The organism is Tolypothrix sp. PCC 7601 (assembly GCF_025677855.1).
Classification (GTDB): Bacteria; Cyanobacteriota; Cyanobacteriia; order Cyanobacteriales; family Nostocaceae; genus Aulosira; species Aulosira diplosiphon.
On record NZ_CP064879.1, the window covers coordinates 2,883,444 to 2,909,665 of the forward strand.

At 42.2% G+C, this 26,222-nt stretch carries 23 protein-coding genes; 7 read left to right on the plus strand and 16 right to left on the minus strand.

What is annotated here, in order from left to right:
* Positions 1 to 31: 31 nt before the first annotated feature.
* The 8 genes from HG267_RS12025 to HG267_RS12060 all read right to left on the minus strand — a co-directional run bounded on the left by HG267_RS12025 (position 32) and on the right by HG267_RS12060 (position 7,841).
* Complete coding sequence (locus HG267_RS12025; RefSeq protein WP_045869639.1) at positions 32 to 1,024, minus strand: beta-ketoacyl-ACP synthase III; 993 nt, start codon at positions 1,022 to 1,024, stop codon at positions 32 to 34.
* 121 nt (positions 1,025 to 1,145) lie between these two features.
* Complete coding sequence (gene plsX, locus HG267_RS12030) at positions 1,146 to 2,171, minus strand: phosphate acyltransferase PlsX (RefSeq protein ID WP_045869183.1); 1,026 nt, start codon at positions 2,169 to 2,171, stop codon at positions 1,146 to 1,148.
* Positions 2,172 to 2,345: 174 nt separating this feature from the next.
* Positions 2,346 to 3,827, minus strand: a complete 1,482-nt coding sequence (locus HG267_RS12035; protein WP_045869640.1) for a leucyl aminopeptidase — start codon at positions 3,825 to 3,827, stop codon at positions 2,346 to 2,348.
* A gap of 206 nt (positions 3,828 to 4,033) precedes the next feature.
* Complete coding sequence (locus HG267_RS12040; protein ID WP_045869184.1) at positions 4,034 to 5,140, minus strand: EcsC family protein; 1,107 nt, start codon at positions 5,138 to 5,140, stop codon at positions 4,034 to 4,036.
* A 148-nt stretch (positions 5,141 to 5,288) separates the two neighbouring features.
* Complete coding sequence (locus HG267_RS12045) at positions 5,289 to 5,582, minus strand: hypothetical protein (protein ID WP_045869185.1); 294 nt, start codon at positions 5,580 to 5,582, stop codon at positions 5,289 to 5,291.
* The gene (locus HG267_RS12050; RefSeq protein ID WP_045869186.1) at positions 5,569 to 5,862 is read right to left on the minus strand and encodes a BrnT family toxin; all 294 of its coding nucleotides are present in this window, start codon (positions 5,860 to 5,862) and stop codon (positions 5,569 to 5,571) included. Before HG267_RS12050 ends, HG267_RS12045 begins: the two co-directional genes overlap by 14 nt.
* Positions 5,863 to 5,931: 69 nt before the next feature.
* Complete coding sequence (locus HG267_RS12055; protein ID WP_045869187.1) at positions 5,932 to 6,762, minus strand: alpha/beta fold hydrolase; 831 nt, start codon at positions 6,760 to 6,762, stop codon at positions 5,932 to 5,934.
* 353 nt (positions 6,763 to 7,115) lie between these two features.
* On the minus strand, positions 7,116 to 7,841 hold the full coding sequence (locus HG267_RS12060) for a lysophospholipid acyltransferase family protein (RefSeq protein ID WP_045869188.1): 726 nt from the start codon (positions 7,839 to 7,841) through the stop codon (positions 7,116 to 7,118).
* Positions 7,842 to 8,217: 376 nt separating this feature from the next.
* On the opposite strand from HG267_RS12060, the gene metG reads away from it, so the two are divergent.
* The 3 genes from metG (at position 8,218) to lptC (ending at position 11,875) form a co-directional block, all read left to right on the plus strand.
* Positions 8,218 to 9,819 carry a methionine--tRNA ligase gene (gene metG, locus HG267_RS12065; RefSeq protein ID WP_045869189.1) on the plus strand — a complete coding sequence of 534 codons (1,602 nt, stop codon included), beginning with the start codon at positions 8,218 to 8,220 and terminating at the stop codon, positions 9,817 to 9,819.
* Positions 9,820 to 9,983: 164 nt separating this feature from the next.
* Positions 9,984 to 10,613, plus strand: coding sequence for an NYN domain-containing protein (locus tag HG267_RS12070; protein WP_045869190.1), 630 nt, complete (start codon positions 9,984 to 9,986; stop codon positions 10,611 to 10,613).
* Positions 10,613 to 11,875: an LPS export ABC transporter periplasmic protein LptC gene (gene lptC / locus HG267_RS12075; RefSeq protein ID WP_045869191.1), complete on the plus strand. Its 1,263-nt coding sequence runs from the start codon at positions 10,613 to 10,615 to the stop codon at positions 11,873 to 11,875. Before HG267_RS12070 ends, lptC begins: the two co-directional genes overlap by 1 nt.
* A gap of 64 nt (positions 11,876 to 11,939) precedes the next feature.
* On the opposite strand, the gene HG267_RS12080 is transcribed toward lptC, so the two are convergent.
* The 4 genes from HG267_RS12080 to HG267_RS12095 all read right to left on the minus strand — a co-directional run bounded on the left by HG267_RS12080 (position 11,940) and on the right by HG267_RS12095 (position 17,799).
* Entirely contained in the window at positions 11,940 to 13,262 is a 1,323-nt protein-coding gene (locus HG267_RS12080) for a D-alanyl-D-alanine carboxypeptidase (RefSeq protein ID WP_045869192.1), read from the minus strand.
* A gap of 750 nt (positions 13,263 to 14,012) precedes the next feature.
* On the minus strand, positions 14,013 to 15,083 hold the full coding sequence (locus tag HG267_RS12085) for an LOG family protein (RefSeq protein ID WP_045869193.1): 1,071 nt from the start codon (positions 15,081 to 15,083) through the stop codon (positions 14,013 to 14,015).
* A 749-nt stretch (positions 15,084 to 15,832) separates the two neighbouring features.
* Positions 15,833 to 16,156: a thioredoxin gene (gene trxA / locus HG267_RS12090; RefSeq protein WP_045869194.1), complete on the minus strand. Its 324-nt coding sequence runs from the start codon at positions 16,154 to 16,156 to the stop codon at positions 15,833 to 15,835.
* 479 nt (positions 16,157 to 16,635) lie between these two features.
* Entirely contained in the window at positions 16,636 to 17,799 is a 1,164-nt protein-coding gene (locus HG267_RS12095; protein WP_045869195.1) for a GuaB3 family IMP dehydrogenase-related protein, read from the minus strand.
* Between the two features lie 728 nt (positions 17,800 to 18,527).
* On the opposite strand from HG267_RS12095, the gene HG267_RS12100 reads away from it, so the two are divergent.
* The 4 genes from HG267_RS12100 (at position 18,528) to HG267_RS12115 (ending at position 23,835) form a co-directional block, all read left to right on the plus strand.
* Positions 18,528 to 20,987: an endonuclease MutS2 gene (locus tag HG267_RS12100; RefSeq protein ID WP_045869641.1), complete on the plus strand. Its 2,460-nt coding sequence runs from the start codon at positions 18,528 to 18,530 to the stop codon at positions 20,985 to 20,987.
* A gap of 41 nt (positions 20,988 to 21,028) precedes the next feature.
* Positions 21,029 to 21,286: a hypothetical protein gene (locus HG267_RS12105; protein WP_155539090.1), complete on the plus strand. Its 258-nt coding sequence runs from the start codon at positions 21,029 to 21,031 to the stop codon at positions 21,284 to 21,286.
* Between the two features lie 218 nt (positions 21,287 to 21,504).
* Positions 21,505 to 22,110, plus strand: a complete 606-nt coding sequence (locus tag HG267_RS12110; RefSeq protein ID WP_045869196.1) for a DUF3038 domain-containing protein — start codon at positions 21,505 to 21,507, stop codon at positions 22,108 to 22,110.
* Between the two features lie 69 nt (positions 22,111 to 22,179).
* Complete coding sequence (locus HG267_RS12115) at positions 22,180 to 23,835, plus strand: DUF4335 domain-containing protein (protein ID WP_045869197.1); 1,656 nt, start codon at positions 22,180 to 22,182, stop codon at positions 23,833 to 23,835.
* A 210-nt stretch (positions 23,836 to 24,045) separates the two neighbouring features.
* On the opposite strand, the gene HG267_RS12120 is transcribed toward HG267_RS12115, so the two are convergent.
* The 4 genes from HG267_RS12120 to HG267_RS12135 all read right to left on the minus strand — a co-directional run bounded on the left by HG267_RS12120 (position 24,046) and on the right by HG267_RS12135 (position 26,210).
* Positions 24,046 to 24,507 carry a ferredoxin gene (locus tag HG267_RS12120; protein ID WP_045869198.1) on the minus strand — a complete coding sequence of 154 codons (462 nt, stop codon included), beginning with the start codon at positions 24,505 to 24,507 and terminating at the stop codon, positions 24,046 to 24,048.
* The gene (locus HG267_RS12125; RefSeq protein ID WP_045869199.1) at positions 24,507 to 24,893 is read right to left on the minus strand and encodes a DUF1257 domain-containing protein; all 387 of its coding nucleotides are present in this window, start codon (positions 24,891 to 24,893) and stop codon (positions 24,507 to 24,509) included. Before HG267_RS12125 ends, HG267_RS12120 begins: the two co-directional genes overlap by 1 nt.
* Before the next feature lie 39 nt (positions 24,894 to 24,932).
* A complete protein-coding gene (locus HG267_RS12130; RefSeq protein WP_045869200.1) occupies positions 24,933 to 25,145 on the minus strand; it encodes a DUF2997 domain-containing protein in 213 nt (70 codons plus the stop codon).
* A 579-nt stretch (positions 25,146 to 25,724) separates the two neighbouring features.
* Positions 25,725 to 26,210, minus strand: a complete 486-nt coding sequence (locus HG267_RS12135; RefSeq protein WP_045869201.1) for a GNAT family N-acetyltransferase — start codon at positions 26,208 to 26,210, stop codon at positions 25,725 to 25,727.
* Between the last annotated feature and the right edge of the window lie 12 nt (positions 26,211 to 26,222).

A 26,222-nucleotide genomic window follows, 5' to 3' on the forward strand; every position in this document is an offset into this window, starting at 1 on the left:
TTTTTGACTTTGGACTCTTGACTACAAAGATTTATCTTCCCCATTGGAAAATTGCTGCACCCCATGTCAGCCCAGCACCAAAGCCAGATGCCGCAATAATGTCATTGGGTTTAATTTTGCCTTGCCGCACAGCTTCATCTAAAGCAATGGGAATAGAGGCGGCAGAGGTATTGCCATAGTTGGCAAGATTACTAATAACTTTTTCTTGGGGAATATTGAGGCGTTGGGCTACAGCGTCTAGAATGCGCTGGTTAGCTTGATGTAGGAGTAGCCAATCTACTTGATCCACATTGAGATTCGCCTGAAATAAAGTTTTATCTATAACTTCTGGCACTTTTTGGACAGCAAAGCGGTAAACTTCTTTGCCGTTCATGGTAATTGGGTGATATTTACCTTGGGAGATATTGACGTTAGGAATCAGCTCTTGAGAAGAGGCTTGATAGGCAAGGTTCAGGAAGTGGTTTTGGCTACCGTCACTTTTGAGGGTAAATCCTAGTAAGCGATCGCTCTCATTGGCCTGCATGACTACTGCTCCAGCTCCATCACCAAACAATACACAGGTGCTGCGGTCTTGCCAATCTACCCAACGAGAGAGGATGTCTGCCCCGATCAACAGTACGTTTTGATATACACCGCTTCTAATGTATTGGGCTGCGGTGACCATGCCAAATATAAAGCCAGAACAGGCAGCAGTTAAGTCAAATGCTACGGCTTTGGTCGCTCCAATTTCCGCCTGAATTTGACAAGCACTGCCAAACAGATCATCAGGGGTAGAGGTTGCCAAAATAATTAAATCCAAATCTGCGGCGGTAATGCCAGCAGATGCGATCGCTTGACTACTAGCACGAGCCGCAAGTACACTCAATGACTCTGTGGGATTTGCCAATCGCCTTTGACGAATTCCTGTTCTTGTGGCGATCCACTCGTCTGAGGTCTCCACCAATGCAGTCAGCGCTTCATTATCTACGGAAGTTTCTGGTACTGCCGAGCCACTGCCAGTAATTGCTATGCCTATGTTATGCACTCCTAAGTCTCCCACACTATCACCTATCAGCGTTTAGTCATTAGTAATCATGAGTAATTAGTCATTTAATTTTGACTAATTACTCCTCTTGTGCTACATCTTGCTACCTTCTGGCTGATTGCTAACCACTTTCACGCTCTAGGGCTTGATATTGGGTACGTAGGCGTTGTAGCACCTGGTTATCTACAGCTTCTTTGGCCATACGGATTGCATTAAAAACTGAAGGCGCTTGGGAGCTACCATGACCAATCAAACAAACTCCATCCACACCTAAAAGCAAAGCACCGCCATGTTCTGCGTGATCCATCCGTTGCTTAATTCGCTTCAGGTTTGGTTTTAAAAGTGCTGTACCGATTTGACCATGCAAGCCTTGGGGTAATTCTTCCCGCAAGATTTGTAAAATCACTCCGCCTACGGCTTCGGCAAATTTTAGTAAAACATTGCCAACAAAGCCATCACAGACAATGACATCAAAGTCACCAGAAAGTACATCACGGCCTTCAGCATTACCAATAAAAGAAATTTGAGTATTTTCTTTGAGGAGTTGGTGGGCGCGCAAAGCCACTTCATTACCTTTAGTGTCTTCTTCGCCGATATTCAACAGACCTACTTTTGGTTCCGGTGTACCCAGTACATATTGACTGTAGGCCGACCCCATCACAGCAAACTGTTCTAAAAATTTCGGGCGACAGTCTACATTGGCACCAACATCAAGTATGAGTACTGGCTTGCCAGCTTTGATTGTAGGAAAAACTGTCCCAATTGCTGGGCGGTCAATTCCCGGCAAGCGTCCTAGGCGGAGCAAAGCGGAGGCCATAGCTGCCCCAGAGTGTCCTGCGGAAAACACAGCATCAGCTTGTTGCTGCTTCACCAAATCCATCGCCACATTGATCGAAGCCTTACGCTTGCGTCTAACTGCGTTTAGCGGCTCCTCATCCATTGCGATCGCTTCCTCAGCAGGAACGATCTCTACCTGCGCCAGGTTGGTTTTTGGCGGCAGGGCAGCTTCAATTTGTTGGGGATCACCCACCAACAATACTGTTACACCCAACTCCTCGCCTGCGCGCACAGCGCCAGCCACGATTTCAGCGGGTGCATGATCCCCTCCCATTGCATCAATTGCGATCCTTACGCCAGTCGATCCCATTGCTCAAAGCTTTTAGAAACCTTACAAATTTTACCAGATGGCTTAACCCAAAAATCGGAATTTTAGCTAGCCGGATGAATTTACTGGGGACTAGGGACTAGGGACTGGGGACTAGGGGAAATCCCAATTACCAATTACCCAATGCCCCATGCCCAATGCCCCATGCCCCATGCCCTATTCAACTGAACTTAATACCCAGTCAACCAGGGTTCTGACACCGTAGCCTGTAGCACCGGGGCCGTTGTAGCCGTTTTCTTTATCTGACCAGACTGGGCCAGCAATATCTAGGTGTGCCCAGGGGGTATCTTTGACAAATTGCTTGAGGAATAGGGCGGCGGTAATGGAACCACCAGGACGAGGGCCAGTATTCTTCATGTCGGCAATGCCAGATTTTAGCCCTTCAAAATATTTTTCTTCCATTGGCATCCGCCAAATTTTTTCACCTGTGCTTTTTGCTGCTTTTTCTATTTGGGCAGCTACCCCATCATCAGGAGTATACAAACCTGCAATATCTTCACCCAAAGCAATCACGTTAGCGCCAGTAAGGGTGGCTAAATCGACGATCGCATCTAGTCCTAATTTATCGGCATAAACTAAGGCATCGGCTAAAGTCAAACGTCCTTCAGCATCGGTGTTATTAACTTCAATGGTTTTGCCATTAGAGGCGGTGAGGATGTCACCGGGGTGCATTGCATGACCGCTAATCATGTTTTCGGTAACGGCGGAAATAAAGTGAACCTCGGCACTGGGTTTAATTTGGGCAATGGCTTTGGCTGCGCCTAAAGTTGCAGCAGCACCACCCATATCAATTTTCATAGTTTCAATACCGCTACCAGCGCCTTTAATATTCAGTCCGCCGGAGTCGAAGGTTAAGCCTTTACCAATAATTGCTAGTTTGCGTGTGGGTGTGCCTTCTGGTTTGTAGGTGAGGTGAATAAATTTAGGAGGCAAATCAGATGCTTGGGCGACTCCTAAAAAAGCACCCATACCCAATTTTTCGCATTCTTCCCGTTCTAAGATTTGGATTTGCAAACCATGATCTTTAGCGATCGCTTCGGCAGTTTCCGCCATTGTAATAGGTGTAACAGCGTTTGCTGGGGCTGCTACTAATTCTCTGGCTAAAATTACCCCAGAAACTATCTGATTTGCTAGGTTAATAGCGGCTTCTTGTCCACCAAAACCTAGTAAATCTATGGTTTCTACTTGTGATTTTTTTTCTTCTGGGTCGGACTTAAAGCGGGTATCTTGGTAAAGCGCTAATTGTACACCTTCCGCGATCGCTTGGGCGGTTGCCGCCGGATCGTTGTTCCATAATGGGAAACTAAAACCTAAAGTTTTTACTTTTTGCTTTTTAGCTACCCTTCCCACAGCCGCAGCCGCGCGCCGCAAGGAATCGGTCGTTAGCGCGTCTGGTTTTCCCAAACCGACGATAATTACTTTCTTGACTGGGGTACTAGCTGCTATCCGAGTGAAAACAGTGCTGTTGGCTTTACCCTTAAATTCTTCTTCAGTAATTAATTCTTTTAAAATTCCGGCAAATTTACCATCTAAAGTTGCTAATTCGCCTGTTAGCTCTAGGTTATCTTCAAATAATCCAATTGCTAAAGTATCACCTGTCCACTCTAAAAGCGGCGTATCACTAGGTCGAATTACCATTTTTGTATTTTGTGTAAAAGTTCTTGTACCAGTATTGCTTAAAATTCTCTGTTCATGCATTAGGAAAAGGGCATAGGGCATGGGGCATGGGGCATTGGTATGATGATTCTCTCCCACTTACCCATTACCCATTACCCATTACCCATTACCCATTCCCCATTCCCCATTCCCCATTACCCATTCCCCATTCCCCATTCCCCATTCCCCTAAAGATTAAACTTATTAGCGATCGCGTCAATAATCTTTTGCTCTACTTCTGTAGTTTCACCGTTAAGTTGGGCAATTTTTTGACATTGAGCCAGCAAGGGGATCGCAAAATCACGATTGAGTTGATTTAGCAAGCTATCTAAAGGCTGAGGTGATTGAATATTTTGGGCGATCGCATTTAAGGAATGTTCGCTAAGATTTATAGCTTTTAACTCTGGGAGAATTTCTGACCAAGTCTTTTCTGGATGGCTGGCGAGGATCATATGTACTAAAATTTGATCCATGACAGCTTCTTGAGCGATCGCAGTTTCTAAGTATTTTTCACTTTGCTGCTTTAATGTTGCTAATGTCTCTTTGTCCGTCAGCGAGGTGGATTCGTCCAGCTTGGCTTCGTAAAATCGACAAGCAGCATAGCCTAAAGAATAAATCATCGTCGCATTAGAACTAGCTGCGATCGCAGCACCAGCAAAAGGTACATTTCGCAGCAAGCCTAAACCCGCAGCTTTTAAAAGCCGACTACCGCCTAAAGCTAAACCAAAAATTGCCAAAACCTCACCCTTGCGCGCTGGGTCTTTTAAATTTAACCCGTAGGCGGATGCTATTTCATAAAGCATTTCTGATTGCAATTGCGTTGTCGCTGCTAAATCAATTGCTAATAAAGCCGCCGCTACTCCTGGCAAAATACTTGTTGCTAAACCAATTCCCCCGGCTTTTGTAGCTTTTTCCACCATAATTCTGTGGGAAATTTGGCTAGGGGACTCTTGGGGATATTGTTGTTTGAGTTGATTAACTGCTGCTTGTGCTTTTGCTAAATCAACATTTTCACTAGCACCAATCAACCAATTAAGATTTAATACCCCAGATAATCTGCGAATTAACCAATTTTGGCTGAGGCTATCTACTACTTTGCCGCTTGTTTGAGTTGATTGTTCAATTAATTTATGTGTTTGTTTAGCAACTGTTTCTCCTATTCCAACTGCTGTTCCCGCTAGCCAGTTGAATGTTTCGCCAACAGATGTCAAAAATGATTTTTTATCTTTTGTTGTATTATCTGGTAAATTATTGATTTTTTTATTTGCTATTTCTTGAGAAATTTTATCTGCCATTGCATGACACCTTCAATGTACAGCCTTGCTATTCTAGGTTGTAACAAAGGTGCATATAGTTTTACATCTTTCTTAGAGGATAAACCGATAGGTAAAATCTAATTTATCCTGACTTATAGTATTTGATAAAGGTTATTGATATTTTCAGCTAGCTATTGGCTGCAGCACGGATTTCTTGAATAATATTGGATATTTCTTCTTCTGACTGTATGTGCCTGGCTAAAACTTCAGCAGTTGATTCTAGTACGCGATCGGAAAATAATTTGGCTAAGTCTTGCCGCAAACCCTGCCCAATATAAAATTTCAGTAACGCTTCAACAGCCATATCTCGATTGACTGCTACTTTTTTAAGTGAGTCTAAAGTATCCTTTGGTATTTGAATAGATACTGTCTCTACTGGGCGAGGTCTTAAGTGTAATTGAAATTCTTCAGGCTTGTTCATATAATTTTCTTTCAGTACGAGTAGTAGGACGGGCAGAAATTATACGGGTACGCTTACCTCTTTCTACATAAACCACTAATAACAGACGACTAGTGAAAGAATAACCAATGATAAAATCACGTTGCTCATCATTAGCAGAAGCATCACCTGTTTGATAGAACGGGTCAAAGAAAACTTCTGTAGCTTCTTCAAATGTAACTCCATGTTTTTCAATGTTGATTTTTTCTTTGTTATTATCCCATTCAAATTCAATTCCTTGAACTCGATAAAGAAGATCCATTAAATATGACTCTTGATTAATGACATTAGTTGCATCTCCTGGCTGGAGAAATGCAACTTTATTTACACATTACCTGACAGCATTTTTAAGTTGAAATGATTCAATTACCTCAGCACTATTTTCTATGAAATTATTTACTTTCATAATTTCATAGAGATTAGTATCGCTTTCTAATAAACAGGCGTGCCCACTATGAGGTAAAATTACCTTTTTACTGTTAATTAAGATAGTATTTAATCTTTTTACTTCTTCTACAGAAGGTAAAAGCCGATCCTGTCCACCGCCGATAAGTAATGCTGGTTGGGTGAGATAACGTAACTGTTCTTCTTTAACATCAAACTCTCGCAACAAAGATAATCGCCACATTACTGTCTCTGGTGGTACAGAACGCATACTTTTGAGTAGTTCTTGGCGATCGCTTCTGGTCATCCGTTGTAGGGATGCTAAAAATGGTAATAATGCTAGTGCGCCGACTTCATAAAGACAAGGATGCACTAAGTTAGTTAGTTGCGATGTCCAAGTTAACCAAGGACGTAAATGAAAGCTAGAAGCTGGGTTAATCAGGATAATCCGCTTAAACAGATGTGGCGCTTGAATAGCTACTTTCATCGCTAAACAGCCGCCAAATGACTCTCCACATAGATATACTGGCCTCTGGGCGCTTTTTTCTAATTCAGCATGGATTAAATCCAATACATTCTTGGTAAGAATATCCCAGGTGGTAAGGTCTTGTCTGGGGATCGCCAAGCAGCGGACATCAAAACCAACTTCTAACCCAGCAGTTTGCGATCGCAATAGTTGACCTGTGCCATCCATTCCTGGCAAATATACAAACAGGGGATACTGAGGCTGTATGCGCTTAGGAGTCAGGAAACACGGCTTTAACTCAACTTCCAGCATTGTCAAATTTTAATTAATTTTGTTGGTTTTCTAAAATTTACCTTGTAAAAGCTCAATATGTTTTAAGTTTGAGCCATTGCTTGGTTTAATTTGTTCTATCACATTCAAAATTATCTAAAAATCGTAGCTTTATGCACAAAATTCCAGATAAACTTCAACTTTGCAATTAATAGATTTATTCCGCCGACCTAAGATTAAGAAATTCACAAATTTAGAACTCCTTGACAGATGATTTAAGAGAGTGGTATCAATAAACAGATTTGACTCTAGCGGATAAATTGCTCTGAAATCTATAGAGGCAATCGTTATTATTTAGTGGATGGTTAGTTGATCCATCCACACTGCGAGATATTTTAATAACAACCTTGTCTTAACAGATTGGCAATTTCACAATGACAGTGTTCTGTCAGTTCATTAACAACAGTTTTGGCTTGTTTTCTTTGATATTGTTTTTGATGTTGGGGCTTAATCCAATAAGGATTACCAATTAACACAGCAACCCGACGATAAATGACCAAAGGATGCCAACCCGGTTGATTAAATAAGGCTTCTGAAGGGTCAAACAAACTCAACAACCTTAAAGGTACACCAGAGGTATTTACTTCTTCTAGAGAGGCGATCGCAATGGGCAGAATTGCCAAGTCTCTCACAGATGCTCGTAATGCCAAATGGGCAAATCCACGCTGAAATTCGCCTAATTGATTTGGTTGGGTAGATTTTACCATTGGTGCAGTGCCTTCAGGAAACACCCCTACCATTTGCTGGGATTGCAATAGTACCTGAGATTGAGCAAAAAAGCTCTGTTGTCGATGTTTGATATCCTCCAAAGGAAAGCAACCCAATTGGCTGGTTACCAATTCCCGCATAATTGGTACTTGTCCCATGTAGTGATGGCAAGCAAAGCGGATAGGACGCGATAGCGCTGCCATTAATACTAAAGCATCCATAAAACTGCGGTGATTGCTGACAACTAACACACTAGCGTCATGAGGAATCCGATTCTCATAATAGCGAAACATTTGCGTTGATAATGCCGCTAATGACCAACGAGAAATGTCTAGAGGGCTATTTAGACTCATAAAAATCAATATATTTTTCTGAAAATATCGCAGCTGATCTTGACTTAAGATTTACATTTCTTCACTCCTATCACGACCGTCTTAAGGTAGAAATGTCTAATTATCAAAAACAACGATATTTTCTGAGTCTAGTTTTTTGTGTTTTTAGCCACAATAAGTGCGATAAAAAGCATTACTAACTATTGTTAGTAGCTAGTTAAAATCAATTAGGAGAAATCAGCTGGCTTTATGTCAGGCATAAAATAAACTGTGGTCTCTCCAGATTTGCTAATATTAAGGTGTCATTTGAAAAAACAGGAGTAATGTTATATAATTACGTGGTTTTGCTGACATAAGTAAGAGATAAAACGTTTTAATAAGTTGCTTTTTATTTTGCATGAATCTAATAAATAAAACAGAAAAGACATTCGCACTCACCACTCCCCTATATTATGTAAACGATGTCCCTCATGTAGGTAGTGCTTATACGACAATGGCAGCAGATGTGATTGCCAGGTTTCAGAGACTGTTGGGGAATCAAGTACTGCTGATTACAGGCACAGATGAACATGGGCAAAAAATTCAGCGTTCCGCAGCAAATTTAGGCAAAGAACCGCAAGAATTTTGTGATGAAATATCTCAAAGCTTCTTTTCTCTGTGGCAGTTACTAAACATTAAATACGATCGCTTTATTCGCACTACTGATACTCGCCATGAAGCAATTGTCAAGGAATTTTTTGATCGAGTATGGCAAGCAGGCGATATCTACCAGGGGCAACAAAAAGGATGGTACTGTGTATCTTGTGAAGAATTTAAAGAAGAAAGAGAACTCCTAGAAGGAAATCGTTGCCCAATTCATACTAACAAAGAAGTTGAATGGCGCGACGAACAAAACTACTTCTTCCGCTTATCTAAATATCAAACCCAACTCCAAGAACTGTACGAGTCTCAACCAGATTTTATTCAGCCTGCAAGTCGTCGTAATGAAGTCCTCAACTTTGTCAACCAAGGGTTGCAAGACTTTTCGATTTCGCGAGTGAATCTCGATTGGGGTTTTCCTGTACCTGTAGATCCTAAACATACTCTTTATGTTTGGTTTGATGCATTGCTGGGTTATGTCACAGCATTATTAGACCCCGATGCAGAGCCAACTTTAGCCAACGCCCTAAGCAAATGGTGGCCAATGAATTTGCACCTAATTGGTAAGGATATTCTCCGCTTCCATGCAGTGTACTGGCCAGCAATGTTAATGTCAGCTGGCGTACCATTACCACAGCAAGTATTTGGGCATGGCTTCTTAACCAAAGATGGTCAGAAGATGGGTAAAAGTCTGGGTAATACCCTCGATCCCATAGAACTAGTCGAGCGCTATGGTAGTGACGCTGTTCGTTATTACTTCCTTAAGGAAATTGAATTTGGCAAAGATGGCGATTTTAATGAAGTTAGATTCATCAATGTTTTAAATGCAGATTTGGCAAATGATTTAGGCAATTTGCTCAATCGCACCTTGAACATGGTGAAAAAGTACTGCGGTGGTAATGTGCCATCAATTGCCCATGAGACGATTCCGGCTGACAATCCTTTAAAAGCGATTGGGCTAACTTTAGGGGAAAAGGTGAAAAATGCTTACGAAATGTTAGCTTTCAATCAAGCTTGCACAGAAATTCTCTTGCTGGCGCAAGCTTGTAATAAGTTTATTGATGAACAAGCCCCTTGGACATTATATAAGCAAGGACAGCAGCCAGAGTTGGCACAAGTGCTGTATGCAGTTCTAGAATCAGTTAGACTAGCAGCTTATCTGCTATCCCCAGTGATTCCGAATCTCAGTAGCGATATTTATCAGCAATTGGGCTTTGGAATTAACTTTAACGATCAGCTAGAAGTTGCCAATGCTGCCCCTTTTCGCCTTCATGCAACCTGGGGCATACTATCCGATAAACAACAGTTGGGTACACCCCAACCAATATTTAAGCGGATAGAACTGCCAAAAAACAATTAGTACTTTGAATTTTTGATTTTGTTCAATCTCTAATTTTGTCAAAAAAATATCGGGGCACTGAATATTTAGCCCCGGAACATTATCATAAACCGTTCTAACTTGCCTGTGAAAACTATTTTTTTAGTATCAAAAATAACAAGCATAAAAACTGAGGTATGACATCAATGTTGAATAATTTAGAAAATGACTCAATATTTACACCGGAACAAGTTTTAGAGAATAGAGGTCGTGTAGCCATATTTATTGATGGCTCAAATCTATTTTATGCAGCACTACAACTAGGAATTGAAATTGATTACACTAAGTTACTGTGTCGATTAACTGGCGGTTCGAGACTATTGCGTGCTTTTTTCTACACAGGAGTAGATCGCACCAATGAGAAACAACAAGGGTTTCTTTTATGGATGCGTCGCAATGGCTATAGAGTGATTGCTAAAGATTTAGTACAGCTACCTGATGGCTCAAAAAAAGCCAATCTGGATGTCGAAATTGCAGTAGACATGATGGCTTTAGTTGATTCTTATGATACAGCAGTCTTAGTCAGTGGCGACGGCGATTTAGCCTATGCCGTCAACTCAGTTAGTTATCGGGGTGTCAGGGTAGAAGTTGTCAGTTTGCGTTCCATGACTAGCGACAGCTTAATTAATGTTAGCGATCGCTATATTGATTTAGAAGCCATCAAAGAAGATATCCAAAAAACGCCTCGCCAAAGCTACCCCTATCGACCTTTATCAAGTATGGGCTTTTTGGAAGATCCAAGAGAGACTGACGGACATTTAGAAATTCAAGATTAATGAAGCAGGAAGCAGATAAGCATCAAGGGAGCAGTGGTTTAGCCAAAGAGGGGGGAAATAAGAGATATTCCCCCCAATTCTTTTTATTCCCATCTCTAAATGCTACAAACACCAAAGTTAATTGGCATCGTCTATCGTTAACATTATTTTTAATAGTTGGGTTATTTGCTTGTAGTGGGAGAAATACTAAAAATCCAGCAAATAACTCAGATACATCTGGACAAAATACAGATAGTAATTTGACATTTTTTAATGTAGCTTTTGAACAGTTTGATGAAGTAGGGCGACCAATTTGGAAAGTCAATGCTAAACAAGCAAAATACACCAAAGAAAAACAAATTGGTCAAGCAGAAAGTCCCTATGGTGAACTGTATCAAGATGGCAAAATAGTATACCAAATTAAAGCAGAACGGGCAGATATTGAGCAAGATGGCAAGCAACTATTTCTCAAAGGAAAAATAGTGGCTACAGACCCTCGTAATGGCATAGTATTGCGAGGTAATGAATTAGAATGGCGACCCAAAGAAGATTTATTAATTGTTCGTAACCAAATTAACGGGACTCATCAAAAACTACAAGCAGTAGCCCAGGAAGCCAAAGTTAAAACCCGCGAACAGCGTATGGAATTTTCTGGTGGGGTAGTCGCCAACTCCACAGATCCGCAATTAAAAATGCGAACTGAGCATTTAATCTGGCAAATTAAAGAAGAAAAATTAATTGGCGATCGCCCCGTACAAATTGACCGCTACAAAAATAATCAAATTACTGACCGTGGACGAGGAAATGCTACGGAAATTAATTTGAAAACCAAAATTGCCACGGTGACAAAAAATGCCCAGCTAGAATTACTAGACCCACCAATGCAAATAGCTAGTAACTCTATGAACTGGAACATGAATACCGAAACTGTCACCACTACTTCACCTGTGCGTGTCTTTCATAAAGCGGAAAATGTCACAGTAACCGCAAACCAAGGGGAAATGAAGATACCACAAAAAACCGTTTATTTAACAGGCAATGTCAACGCTATTGGTCAGCGTCGCCAGTCTTTAAAGTCGCAAACATTAACTTGGTATCTAGACAAGAAATTAGTAGAAGCGCAGGGTAATGTAGTGTATCGACAAGTTGATCCACCATTAAATTTTGCCGGGGAAACAGCGGTAGGTAATCTGCAAACCGAAAACATCGTTGTTAAAGGCGGCAATAGTGGCGGTAGGGTAGTTACAGAAATTATTCCTCAAGAAAAAGTGAAGGGGCAATAATTATTGGTCATTGGTCATTGGTCATTACACAAAGGACAAAAGACAAATGATAAAGGACAAATAACTAACTTTTGAACAGTATTTGATTGCGGCTATTGGCACCGAGTTCCGGTAAGGTGTTGATGGTGGAATGAGGAGTTAGGGCTGCGGGGATTTGAGGTGCTACTTGCAATTTTTGTACCAAACGTTGTAAGAGTTGGTCTTGTCCAGTACGGAAACCAGAGACGTTATTACCACGGTTAATAATGGCAAACCAAACCAAACCGCGATCGCGTGTTGGCATCACACCAGCTAAAGCACTCACATCTCGCAAAGTTCCAGTTTTCATCACTGTACCCGCCGGCATATGTCTAGCGTGCAACGTGCCTCGGTGATCGAACCCAGACATGGGAAACAAATCCGCTAAAGTGAGATTACGAGCCACTGATTCTTGTTGTATTGCCATTAACATCGCACAAACAGCACGGGGAGAGATGCGATTTTCTGGGCCTAATCCTGAACCATTAATTAACTGAATTTCTCCCTCTGGCACTCTAGCTAGCTTTGCCGCAGTAGCTTGAACTACAGTATGACCTCCTACCGACTCTGCAAGCATTTCTGCTATATCGTTGTTACTATAAACGTTCATCTCTTTGATAATTTGTCTCATAGGCAAAGAGAGATGACGAATTAGCACCGCTTGTTGTGGGTTTGCTTGCGGTTCAACTTTTACAGTTCCTGCGATCGCTACTTGGGGTTTTGGTGTGCCCTTGGGCATAATTGAGTATGTGTAAATCGCCGGACGAGTCCAAGTAGCAGAATTTAGCGCTTGCTTAAATAATTGCCCTGCTAATAGGGGGTGACGTTGAAAATTCATGGCAAAAGAGCCAGTAATCACCAAATTTCCCTTGACCTGCTTAATACCCATCTTATTGAGAGCATTACCAATGGCGATCGCTTCTTCCCAAACCATCATGGGATCGCCACCGCCATTCACTACTAAATCACCTTGCAATACACCATTCGTAACGGGCCCTGTAGCACTAATTACAGTCTCAAATTGATGATCTGGGCCCCAAGTTTTAAAAGCAACTAATGAGGTAGCAATTTTAGTTAAAGATGCAGCCGGTAAAGGTGTTGTTCCTTCATGATTAGCCATCAACATAGGCCCTGACTGCATCCAAATTCCCTGGCTTGCTGTCAGATTTTGTGCAATGAGTTTTGATGTAATTAAACCTTTTAAATACTCTTGAACTGTATTAGCGCTAGCTGGATTGGGATCAGGCGCTAGCACTAAGCCAGGGCTACTTTGCCAAGCCAATGCATCTAAAGCATCTAAAGGCTTAATTTGTAATCCTGCCATTTCCAGCCACAACGATACTAAACCTGAACTCAATAATTCCAGCATTCTTTGTTCCTCTATCAGGATGTATGAAGTTATTTACTGTGCTAATATACAAGTTTTTGTGAAGCTCATCAGCATGGAGTCATAATAACTGGTGTTTTCCCTATGAGGGAGTAGGGTAGATCACATATATCACATATATAAGATGTAACTTTTTAAGCAGCATTAAATAGCACATTGTAGAAGTTACTGACTATCAATATGCTGAAGGCTGCGACTCACAGTATATACCAATAAATTGCAATGTAAATACCTGAATAAATTCTCAATATTCATAGCACAATCAGGTTAAACTTGAGCCTGTAACCTAAAATTACGTAGCTGGAACTTAATGACAAGCAAATTTTTCAGCCTTGCTATTTAAAAGCACAATAGCTGACTGCTGCAAGTATTAATATTTCCAGAGTTTATCAGTTTTCAGTGCAGTGGCGTTTCAGGAACAAAACCCAACTTATCCCAATTTGAAAAAAGAATGTGACAGATCAACAGAGCCAAAGCCTGATTCTGTCTAGATTCTTAATTTTGAATTGGTATTAGTTATTGGGATGTTGCCAACATTATTTGAATTAGTATTAAATCTATCAATGATGATTAGCAATAAAATATACCTTAAAGGTACAGCACCAACAAAATTTTGTTCTCTACAAACATCTGATTGATGCTGTACCCCTACTCTAGAAGTTGCTAGCTTTAGTAACTCTATCTGAGAAATTTTCAAAATAAATGTGTAATTTTGAATTGCATATCTCAGTACTATTTCCTTTCTGGATGTCCTGTATCCTCTACAGTATGAACACCCATCTGATTGATAACAGCAATCATTTGATACAAGCGCCCTAAATCCCGTTGATTGAAGTAAAAAACCAGACGGGGTAGATTAACTGTCTCATCTTGTCCTTCTTGAGATAATGCTTGACTTTTTTCAATCTTTCCTTTAACTAGAATATCGCTGAAACTAGCATTGAGTTTTTCGACCTCAGTGTTAGATAAATCTGTTGTCAGCCGAATCACCAACTGATCGCCCACATAACGACTAGAGTGATAAACCTGGTAAAAACGGGTAATCGCATTACAAGCTACATCTAGGTTGTCTGTCACTGTATAAAGACTAGGGTCTTCAGGGCTAACAAGACCTTTTTGCACTAGTTGCTGGTCTATATAATCACTCCAAGACCGCCAGTAATCACCACCAGGGCGATCAATTAAAACTAAAGGTACTGGGCCAAATTTACCTGTTTGGCTCAATGTCATGCACTCAAAAGCTTCATCTTGGGTACCAAAACCACCAGGAAACAAAGCAACAGCATCGCTTTCTTTTAACAGAAATAGTTTACGGGTGAAAAAATATTTAAAATTAATCAGCTTAGGATCACCTTCAATAAACGGGTTCGCCTGCTGCTCAAAAGGTAACTGAATATTTAAACCAAAAGAATTTTCGCGCCCAGCACCTTCATGACCAGCTTGCATGATTCCACCACCACCGCCAGTCATCACCATAAATCCCAGTTGAGAAACAACAGAAGCAAACTGCAATGCCATTTTATATTCTGGGGTTTCTGGCGCTAAACGAGCCGAACCAAAAATCGTAACTTTGCGAACGTGTCGGTAGTCATAAAAAAGTTGAAAACCCCGTTCCATGTCTGCTAAAGCCGCAGACAATATTTTCCAATCGAGGCGCTCAATGTTACTATCAGCCAGGCGTACTATAGTAGCAAGTGCCTGTTTGATAAGTTGCTGATTTTTTAACGTCGGTAACCGATCAATTAATTCAGCGATATCCGCCTGTAGAGACTCTAATGTATCAAACGACGCAGATGAAGTCATGATAACTGCTGCCACAATGGCTTTATATTTTATCTAATTTTGGTGTGCTATTTATCAGCTGCTTCACGTAGCCGTTACGCCGATCGCTAAAAATTTTTGTTTATAGACCGACTAGGCAACAGGGCTTAGAGAATAGAGGCTGGGTAATCAAATTTTTACCGTGATTAGCTTACTGGAAAAAGCCCTGAGTCAAAAAGTTCATGATTTCTTTCTCCTCTGCTCCTCTGCTCTCTTGCGTTCTTATCTCCCTTCTCGCCTATTATGGATAGCAACAAAAAGCACCTTTGGCTAATTATCAACCAAGGCGCTCTTACCGCTACTCTACGGACAGATTTACGTATACATGGAATTAACAACTCTAAAAGCCTTGACAATCGGCTTTTTGGTGCTTTTGTAGACGCATAGCAGTGAGACAGCGCTGCATAGATCAGCTGCTATTAGAAAGGGTCGCCCTGCATTGATTACGGAGTCCGCAGTCAGGGGTTTGCCCTTGATGAAGTGCCCAGTGATTTTTAGACCCCTTCTCGGGGCTTCCCAAGGAATGTGGAATGTTGATTTCCGCCGCGCTGTGGTAGGAATGTATCAACAGCAATAAAAGAGTAAATTTAGCTGCGGTAAATTTATACAGATTGAGCTATGTAAAAAGTTTTATTGAGACGCGAAACATCGCGCCTCTCAAACTTTACAAAAATTGACCTAAAAGCAAGAGCAAATGGAAAAATCAGAAAGCTCTGATTACCAATGAAGTTTCAAAGATACTTTTCCAATGTGCTAGCTAATGTAGTTTTAGGCACGGCACCGACGACCATATCAACTTTTTGCCCACCTTTAAAAATCATTAATGTGGGGATGCTGCGGATGCCGTACTGACTAGCAACATTAGGATTCTCATCAGTGTTGACTTTTACAACCTTGAGTTGACCTTCGTACTGAGCGGCGATTTCTTCTACAACAGGGGCTACCATCCGACAGGGGCCACACCAGGGTGCCCAAAAATCAACTAAAACAGGTACTTCACTGTCGATGACTTCTTGCTTAAAGGTAGAATCGGTAACTTGTGCGGCTGCTGACATGCCTAAAAACCTTGCCAATTATATTTCTGCGTTTCGTGAAAATTCTACCATAGCAAAAACGGTTGCTTGGAAGCGAACGGATGTACATTTGCAAAGAAGCTTGAGAATTTATTTCTATTTACATAAGGAACCGCCCGAACAGTAGTCCGGGCGGAGTGTGGTGTGAGGAGTGAACGGAAACATGCGTCTCCGCTATCTCTATTGTAGGCGACATATGTAATTTTTCCAGTGGTTGTTTAAGACTCTGGAAAAATTTCCTGATGGATTTGCCTGAAATATCTACTAGGGATTAGGTATTAGTATTGGATATAGGGCATGGGGCATAGGGCATAGGGCATGGGGCATGGGGCATATTTTTTATTTAATCTTTGGCATTTGTCAGCAGGAAGAGGAAACAGCAAATTTGATGATCAAATTTATTTCACTTTTCCTGTGTGCCGCTGCTGCTTCCTTTTCCCCAGTCCCTAATCCCTCAACCTCTATTTACCCATACCTAATTGTTGAGCTTTTTGGTAAACTTTACCTTCAGTTAGCAAGGAAGGAGCAATCACAACTTCAACTTGTTGCATTTCTTTGATGTTTTTAGCTCCCAATGTACCCATACTTGTTTTTAAAGCTCCTAAAAGATTATGGGTGCCATCATCAAGTGCTGCGGGGCCGATGAGAATTTGCTCTAGGGTACCAGTGGTAGCAACACGAATGCGGGTACCACGAGGCAGTACAGGGCTGGGAGTTGCCATTCCCCAATGGTAACCTCGTCCAGGTGCTTCGGCGGCTCTGGCAAAGGGAGAACCAATCATTACGCCATCAGCGCCACAAGCAATACACTTACAAATGTCACCGCCAGTGATTAAACCACCATCAGCAATGATCGGTATGTAGTTACCTGTTTCCCGATAGTAATCATCGCGTGCGGCGGCACAATCTGCGATCGCAGTTGCTTGTGGTACACCTACACCTAATACACCGCGTGAAGTACAAGCAGCACCAGGGCCAATACCTACCAATACACCAGCCGCCCCTGCTTTCAATAGATCTAAAGTCACTTCGTAGGTGACGCAATTCCCCAAGATCACAGGGATGGGCATAGAACGGCAAAATTCTGCTAAATCTAAAGGTACGATTGACTCTGGTGAGAGGTGTGCCGTAGAAACAACAGTAGCTTGTACAAAAAATAAATCTGCCCCAGCTTTGGCTACTATCTCACCAAATTTACTGGCTCCGGCAGGTGTAGCACTAACTGCTGCAATACCACCTTGTTGCTTAATTTCCTGAATACGCTTTTCAATTAATTCCGGCTTTATTGGTTCAGCATACAGCTGTTGCATTAGGGAAACAAATTCATCTTTCCCTACAGCAGCAATCTTATCTAAAATCGGATCTGGATCAGCATAGCGAGTTTGGATACCTTCTAAGTTGAGGACACCTAATGCTCCCAACTGCGACAAACGTACAGCCATACGCACATCGACTACGCCATCCATAGCACTGGCAATAATGGGGATTTCTCGCTCAATATTACCAATACGCCACTTAGTATCTGCCAAGCTCGGATCTAGTGTTCCTCTGCCAGGAACTAAAGCAATTTCATCAATTCCGTAAGCTCTCCGAGCTGTTTTTCCCCGCCCAAGTTGAATGTCCACGCTTTAACTTTTCTCAAATCTGTTTAAGCTAGGGTATCAAATTGTGGGCAAAGTTGGTGCGATTTTTTTCCAAGTAAATGTCAAGATCCAAACAATTACAAGGTGAGGAAAAACCTGGTTATCAGTTTCTGTGTTGTCATACTTAGGAGCAAACTCACAGCTAACCTGCTACCCGTGATGAGTGCAACTAACAAGCCAAATTATTTTCTCTGTTCCCTGTTTCCTATTCGCTTGTTTGTGCCAAGTTAGTGTTGTTATAGTTTCTCAGAAAATGACAATTCATGTGATAGTTATTACGCATCTGAAATTTGTATTTTTTTAGTCCCTGATTTTTATCAAGGCTGGTAATAATTCTAGTATATAGGTCGTAATTACTGATGGTGTGGTCAGAAAAAATTGTTGCCGTTCCGCATTTTGTTTTTACTAATACATGATTTCGATTAACTGCTACTAAGTTATTAACAGCTTAGTAGCGACAGAGTAATTCGCTAACTGAAAGTCTCAGAAGTGATAAGAGAAAATAAAGAGGATTATTAAAGCTAAAAATCACTCAAATAAGCCCAATAACAACATTTAATAGCCTCATCCACTCTCTTTCTCCTGGCAATGGTTTCTCTGATACTCATACTTTTGCGTATCCGCCTGCTGACTTCATGAGGATCGGAAAACAGTATTGGCTCTTTAGGGGCGAGAATTGTTACGATAATTTCAGATTAGATATTGAAGCCTTGATCCAGTCTGAAACCTTAGAACTACTAGAATGGAATCGCCTCTGCCAGCATCTTGCGACATTTGCGGCAACTAAGTTAGGGGCGATCGCAGCACGTCATCTGAAAATTCCCGATTCTCAGGCGGAAAGTACGCAGTTGTTGGCACAAACGAAAGAAGTTTACCAACTGGAGAGTCGTATATCCCCCAGTTTATCCTTTGAGGGGATTCAAGATATTGGTGATTCCCTGGAACGGGCAGAACTCCAAGGGATTTTGGGCGGAGATGAATTGTTAGCGATCGCAACTACTCTCTCTGGCAGCAGGAACTTACGCCGAATCATTGATAACCAGGAAGATTTACCCATATTGACAGAGCTGGTTGCCGATTTACGGACTTATCCTGAACTTGAACAAGAAATTCACCGTTGTATCGATGAACGAGGGCAAGTAACCGATCGCGCCAGCCAAAAGCTGGGAGACATTCGCACGGAATTGCGGAAATTGCGGAGTCAAATCACGCAAAAACTGCAAAATATATTACAAGCGAAGTCTGGAGCAGTTCAAGAACAACTGATTACCCAAAGAGGCGATCGCTTTGTAATTCCTGTCAAAGTGACACATAAAGACGCTATCCCCGGTATTGTTCATGACACCTCTACTAGTGGTGCCACTTTATATGTGGAACCTCATAGCATTGTGCCTTGGGGGAATCAATTACGTCAGACGATCAGACGAGAGCAAACAGAAGAAGAAGCGATTAGACGCGCTTTAACAGAGCAAGTAGCAGCAGTTAAACCAGATTTGGAGAGATTGCTAGCAATTGTTACCACCTTGGATTTAGCAACTGCGCGATCGCGTTACAGTTTTTGGCTAGGGGCAAATCCTCCCAGATTCATTGACTGGGCGGACACAGAAAGCATCACCCTGCGCCAACTGCGTCATCCCCTGTTGGTGTGGCAGCATCAACACGAGCAAAGCCCAGCAGTAATTCCCGTAGATTTATTGATTAACCCCCATATTAGGGTAGTAACTATTACTGGCCCTAATACAGGCGGTAAAACTGTCACCTTAAAAACCCTGGGCTTGGCAGCATTAATGGCCAAAGTCGGCTTATTTGTACCAGCCCGCGAGCCAGTAGAAATACCGTGGTTTAGCCAGGTATTAGCCGATATTGGCGATGAACAATCGCTACAGCAAAGCTTATCCACTTTTTCTGGTCATATCCGCCGCATTAGCCGGATTTTAAATGCAGTGGGAAGTGAACAGGGATCGGGGACTGGCGACTGGGGACTGGGGGACAACGAAGAATCATCAATGCCCGATGCCCAATGCCCCATGCCCAATGCCCAATCCCTAGTGTTACTCGATGAAGTAGGCGCGGGAACCGATCCAGCCGAAGGTAGTGCTTTAGCGATCGCACTCCTGCAATATCTTGCAGATCATTCGGGGCTGACAGTGGCGACAACTCACTTTGGAGAATTGAAAGCGCTGAAATATGAAGATGAGCGCTTTGAAAACGCTTCTGTAGAATTTGATGAAAGTACCCTATCACCAACTTATCGGTTGTTGTGGGGAATTCCCGGACGTTCCAATGCTTTGGCAATTGCCCAGCGCCTAGGGTTAAAACTAGAAGTTGTCGAAAAAGCCAAAACCCATCTGGGAGGTGCAACAGACGAAGTTAACCAAGTAATTGCGGGGTTAGAAGCCCAACGCCGCCGCCAAGAAACCAAAGCCGCAGAAGCCCAAAATTTGTTGCAGCAAGCTGAACGTTTATATAAAGAAGTTTCCACAAAAGCGGCAAACTTACAAGAGAGGGAAAAAGCTTTAAAAGTCTCCCAAGAAGCAGCCGTACAACAAGCGATCGCCCAAGCTAAAGGCGAAATCGCCCAAGTAATAAGGCGCTTGCAACAAGGGACACCCACAGCACAAGATGCTCAACAAGCTACCAATGCTTTAAATCAAATTGGGCAGAAATTTCAGCCAGCCGCACCAGCCAAACCCAAAGTGGGATTTATGCCCAAAGTAGGCGATCGCGTCCGGATTTCTCAGTTTGGGCAAACAGCAGAGGTGTTAGTTGCTCCCGATGAAGATGGTGAGTTAACTGTGCGTTTTGGCATCATGAAAATGACAGTCAAGCTGGAAGACATAGAATCCTTAGATGGTCAAAAAGCTGAACCCATCGTCAAACCAAAACCAGCACCAGCACCAGTTACCCCAGCTGCGCCACCAGCCCTAGCAATTAGGACTTCCAAAAATACAATTGATATCCGAGGTAAGCGTGTAGCTGATGCGGAATTGCTTTTAGATAATGCACTTGCTGAAGCTACAGGGCCAGTATGGATCATTCACGGACATGGTACAGGTAAACTTCGCCAAGGTGTACATAACTATTTGCAGCAACACCCCAGAGTCAGCAAATACGAAGCTGCAGAACAAGTAGATGGTGGTAGCGGTGTCACCGTGGCTTACGTGGGGTGAGGGATTGGGGAACTCGGGGCCCCCTCTGGGGATAAGGGGTAATGGGGATTGGGGACTGGGGATTGGGGATTGGGGACTGGGGACAAGGGGATGGGGGGACAAGGGGAGAAAATCCCATTACTCATTACTCATTACCCATTACTCATTACTCATTACCCATTACCCATTACTCATTACTCATTACTCATTACTCATTACTCATTACTCATTACTCATTACTCATTACCAATGCCCAATGCCCCATGCCCAATCCCCATTCTCTTTCCAATTTCTGCCTGATGCATTTACTTAGGGCGTGAAAATTCAGAAAGCTACATAAGTATTCTTGAAGTAATAATATTTCTGCTTTGTAGAAAATAAATTTTCATTTAGAGTAAGACAGAGATACATGCTGATTCCCACTGTGATCAAAGCTATCTGAAGTTTCAGGCTAAATGACTAGAGGAAACTCAGTTGAATGCTTAAGAGTCTGTTTCAAAATGGGTAACAGCAACCGTCCCTATAAGCCCGATCACCTATGCTAAAAGTTATGCACTCGGCCACCAATTCAGCTACCCCAAATTCCCAGTGGGAGGATCTAATCCAGCTTCCAACCCCAACTTATGTTGAATGGGACAATATCAAAACTCAGTTAGATTTAGTGCTGTTGGCGCTAGAAACTTTAACGGGTCTTGGTTCCGAGGCGATGCTCTCGGCAGCAATTAGTTTGAATTTGGAGTCAAGAGTGCCAGATCGCGTAGCTTTGTGGCGCTTGCGCCAGTCAAATCCCCTACGCAAAGGACAAGGAGGGCGAAAAAAATTAGATGTAGAAGAGGCGCGATCGCTTGTTCTCATCACCTGCTACCTTGCTAAACAGCACCAGGAATTGATTCGTCGTGCTGTTGGTCTATTAGAACAAATGGCCGCAAATCACCAGGAACCTCACCAAACCGCTTTACTGGGAGATTATATAGATGCTTTCTGCAATACTTACCAAGAGCGCATGGAAGAGGATGAGCAAATTTCTACAGATTTACTAACTCATTTAGCGCTCAAACTGCTGGTAGATTTATTGTTTTACAGCGCCCCTGGTGGACACCGCCGTCTTTGGTTAGCACTGATAGACCGTTCCACAAAGTTTTAGATTTTGATTTTAGATCGCTCCTCCTAAATCCCAAATCGAACACCAATCATCTCCTTCGCAGTTTCTGCCATGCCTCTATCTAATTCTGTCATTCGTCGCTACACACCCCCCACCTGTACCCTCGAAGTGTTGGCGCAAAGCTCACCTTTATCCCGGTGGACGGGAAAAACTGTCCTCAAGCAACTCAGCTTTGAGTTGCGGTTTGACGATCCGCGACTACCAGAAGAAAGCAGACTCCCAATTCGGGGCGATCGCGATCAGCTCGAAGCTTTGTGTGATGCAGTTTCAATCTACATTCAACAATTTCTCCAACAATCTCCCGAAACTTTTTCGCTGAGTTTTCCCAGCCCGCAAGATTCTAGTAAAGTCGCTAGTGACGCGCAAATACAAGACTTTCAACAGACTGCACAACCACTTAGTACTCAAACATTAAGGTCTTTTCCCTCTTCTTTCCCTACTACAACAATATATTTAGAACCGAGCAGTTCTTTGACTCACAAGCTATTTCTCGGTTCCCTCGCTAGCCAAGCATCTGGGCCTGCTATCGAACTAGGTTTGTTGCAACTATTCGATTTAGCAACTGCTCTAGATGAATACTCGGCTGATATTATGGCGTTACCTACTCTGGAAAATACGGGCAGTTCTGTAGCGAGATTTCCGGTATGGGCACCTGTAGCAGCTGTATTAGTCTTAGGTGTGGGACTGTTACCAGTAACCTGGCAATATGTGAATAACATTAAGCCAAATCAGCAACAAACTGCGAAAAAACCCACTGCCAATTCAGGGCCAATTGCTCTGCAACCCTCACCTCAAGTCAACCCAGAAGCGGGACTTGCAGCCCCAGACAGTTTTCCCCCATTACCAAATATTGGCTCAACTACACCAATCCCTACTTCTAGTTTGCCAGCAGATCCTCTATTAGCTCCTAATTCTGGACTGGCTAGCAAAACACAAACATTACCAAATTCTAATTTTCCTGCCGCTCCCACATCAGCTGGTTCGAGTTTACCATCTACAGCAACTGGGCTGGGTATAAATCAAAAGACAAGCCCAACTTTTTCTACTAATTCACAGTTTGGCGTACCTCCTACCATCGGCGATCAGAAAATTGCTTTGCAACCAAACTTGACACAGACCAAGCCTGGATCGATTAGCCCCAGCGATTTAGGCCTGCCGAAAAAGCGAGAATTACCGCCTAGCCTATCAACAGATAGAACTAGCCGTAGCGTCACCCCCAATCTTCCCATCACTGCGCCAGCTCTTCCTGTCATCCCCAATGAACCGACAAGTACAGCCAAATTAGAAGGAGAATATAATCCAGCTTCTACAACAGCTACCACAACTTCTAGAGCCAGTAGTGAAAGTGCGTTAGTTGATAGATTGCGGGGAACAAGAAAAACTGCAACGACAACAACGCCACCAGCTAATGACAGCACATTATTTGATACACCGCAGATAGCAGAAGCTAGACAATATCTGCAAAAACGCTGGCAACCACCTTCTGGATTAAAGCAAACACTAGAATACAGTGTGATGGTAGGTGTTGATGGTACTGTTGAACGAATTTTTCCCTTAAATAAAGCAGCCAGAGATTATGTAGATAGCGCTGGTATGCCAAATATCGGTACACCTTTTGTTTCTGCTAATAGATATGGCAGAAATGTCAGACTGAGAGCTGTACTTAGCCCAGATGGTAAAGTGCAAATCTTTCCAGAAACCGAATAATTATCAAGGTTTTCACTTAGTGGAAGATACTTTAGCAAGAAAATGGGTAATTGGTAATTGGTAATTGGTAATTGGATTTCACCTTTGACCTTTGACTCTCGACCCTTGACTCTTGACTCTTGACTCTTGACTCTTGACTCTTGACAAACAAAAAATAATAAATGCCCAATAAAATAGGCTGGTTTTACCAGCCTATTGTTTTTCATTATTTTAATAACGAGATTTTTTGGTTCTTAATTTTTGTTTTTTCCGCCTCGTTTCTGTAGTAGCAACAGCATGATCCACCGGATAACCAACTACAGGAATTACCTGATATTTGCGTTCTTCTTCTAACTTTTTCAGTTCGGTGTAATCAACCCAGTGAATGCAATCAACCGGACAAGTATCTATTGCTTCTTGAATGACTTCCTCTGCGTCCCCATCCTGACGAACTACTCGCGATCGCCCATAATCTGGTTCAATATAAAACGTGTTACGGGCAACATGAGCGCAATGCTTACAGCCAATACATGTGAGCTCATCCACATATACACCTTTTTGGCGCATCACTCCACCCAATTCCGGCTCTAAACCAGAGCGTTCGGGAGCATCCCGTAAAAAACCGCCTAATTCTGGTTCAAACCCGGAACGACTATCTTCTTGTTCTTCCGGCGAAGGCAGAAAATCAGCCATTACGCACTCCAGCGTTGTACTACCAGACGAATTGAACCATCTTCTTGTTGCTTTTGTTCGGTCACTTGAAAGCCAACACGAGATGTTTCTTTCATTACCGTTTGATAAGCATAGCGCTGAGTTACTTGGCGTAAAAATCCATCTACAGATAGGTTTTGTTGCCAGTACTGTAAGTCAGCCACCAATTCATATTCTTGGCCATTCCATCTAAAACCGATATCATAACCATTCTCCTGCTCAATGGAAATTTCTGCAGGATGAGTTTGACCGCGATAGCCTCTTACTTCACGCGGGCCAGGCTTCCAATTTATACCCAATTCATTGAGAGCATCTTTCAAAGAGTCTAGGTTACGGATTTGAGTCTTAATTTGGCTAAAGTGTGACATGGTGGTTCTGAATTAACTAAAATAGACTATTTTGAACAATTACCAATCACTGAAAGCGGTTTGCGTATTTACCACACCAGATTGTTGTACCTGATTATTGGCAAAAAATTCTGAAGTTGGCTCATTAACAAGTACTTGACCAAGTTGCGCTTCTATTGCTGCTGTGACTTCAGCGCAAGAAGCACCCACAATGCCAGTGACTTTCTCTTGTACCCGACCATCTGGATAAATTATGAACTCTAATGTCTCCATGCTCTTGGCCAACCACGATAATACGCTTGAATTTTACTGCCTCAGCAGTCGGCTAAATATATAGCCGTTGGAACATTCCACTTAGATACAAACTTGCCATTTGTTAACTAATGTTCCATCTCTCAAAATATATATCTCAGAATTTTTACAAAAATTATTAATTTTATAAGTCGCTACGTTTGTCATTAGTTAGTTTCTCTTAACCTAATAGATTAGTCAAGCGGACAATTGAGCTAGCAAAATCAGGGTTAAAGGGCTGAAAGACGGCATTAGCGGTAGTATAGCCAGTAAAGCCAGCAACAAAACTATAAATTTTATTGAAAATCTTTATCATTATCATTGAGTTTGGCTGATTAAACTACTAGTTCAACACACAAATATTGACAGGTGTCGATTGGGTAAAGGGAAAAGGTCAAAGGGGAAGGGTTTAAAGCCTTTACCCTTTTCCCCTTAACCTTTCCCCCGCCTGTCAACAAGACTTTGGCAGACTACTACTCAATGTTTAATGCCAATTTTGGATTTGGGATTTTAGATTCAAAACCTTGACTATTGGCTTGAATAGATAATTTGTGAGCTAGTTTATCCCTCTATCTTCGCCCACGGAGTCCAAATCAAGAAACAACGGTTACCTTTTTGTTCTGTAATTTCCGCACCTAATCGATGATAAAAACTCAAACCGCGAGTGTTGCGAGCATCAGCGTTCCAAGCCAGATGGGTACAATTATTTTGCTGTGCAATTTGAGCCATATGACTCATCAAAGCAGCGCCGACTCCTTGGCTTCTCATATCTTCATCGACGTATAAATCATCTAACCAAATACTCGGTTGTCCGGCAAATGACGAGTATCTAAATCCATATAAAGCGAATCCAATCTCACGTTCTAAAGTCTCTGCAAATAAAACATAAGCAAAAGGAACTTGATTAAAAATTGTTTGACGAATTTTAGCTTCCGTTACTCGCAACACGCCATTAAAAGCGCCAATGTTGCAGTCAAATTCTGCCTTCTTTTTGATGAACGAGAAAATCATTGGTACATCATCGGGGGTTACATTTCTGACTTTCATCAGCTTCCAGAC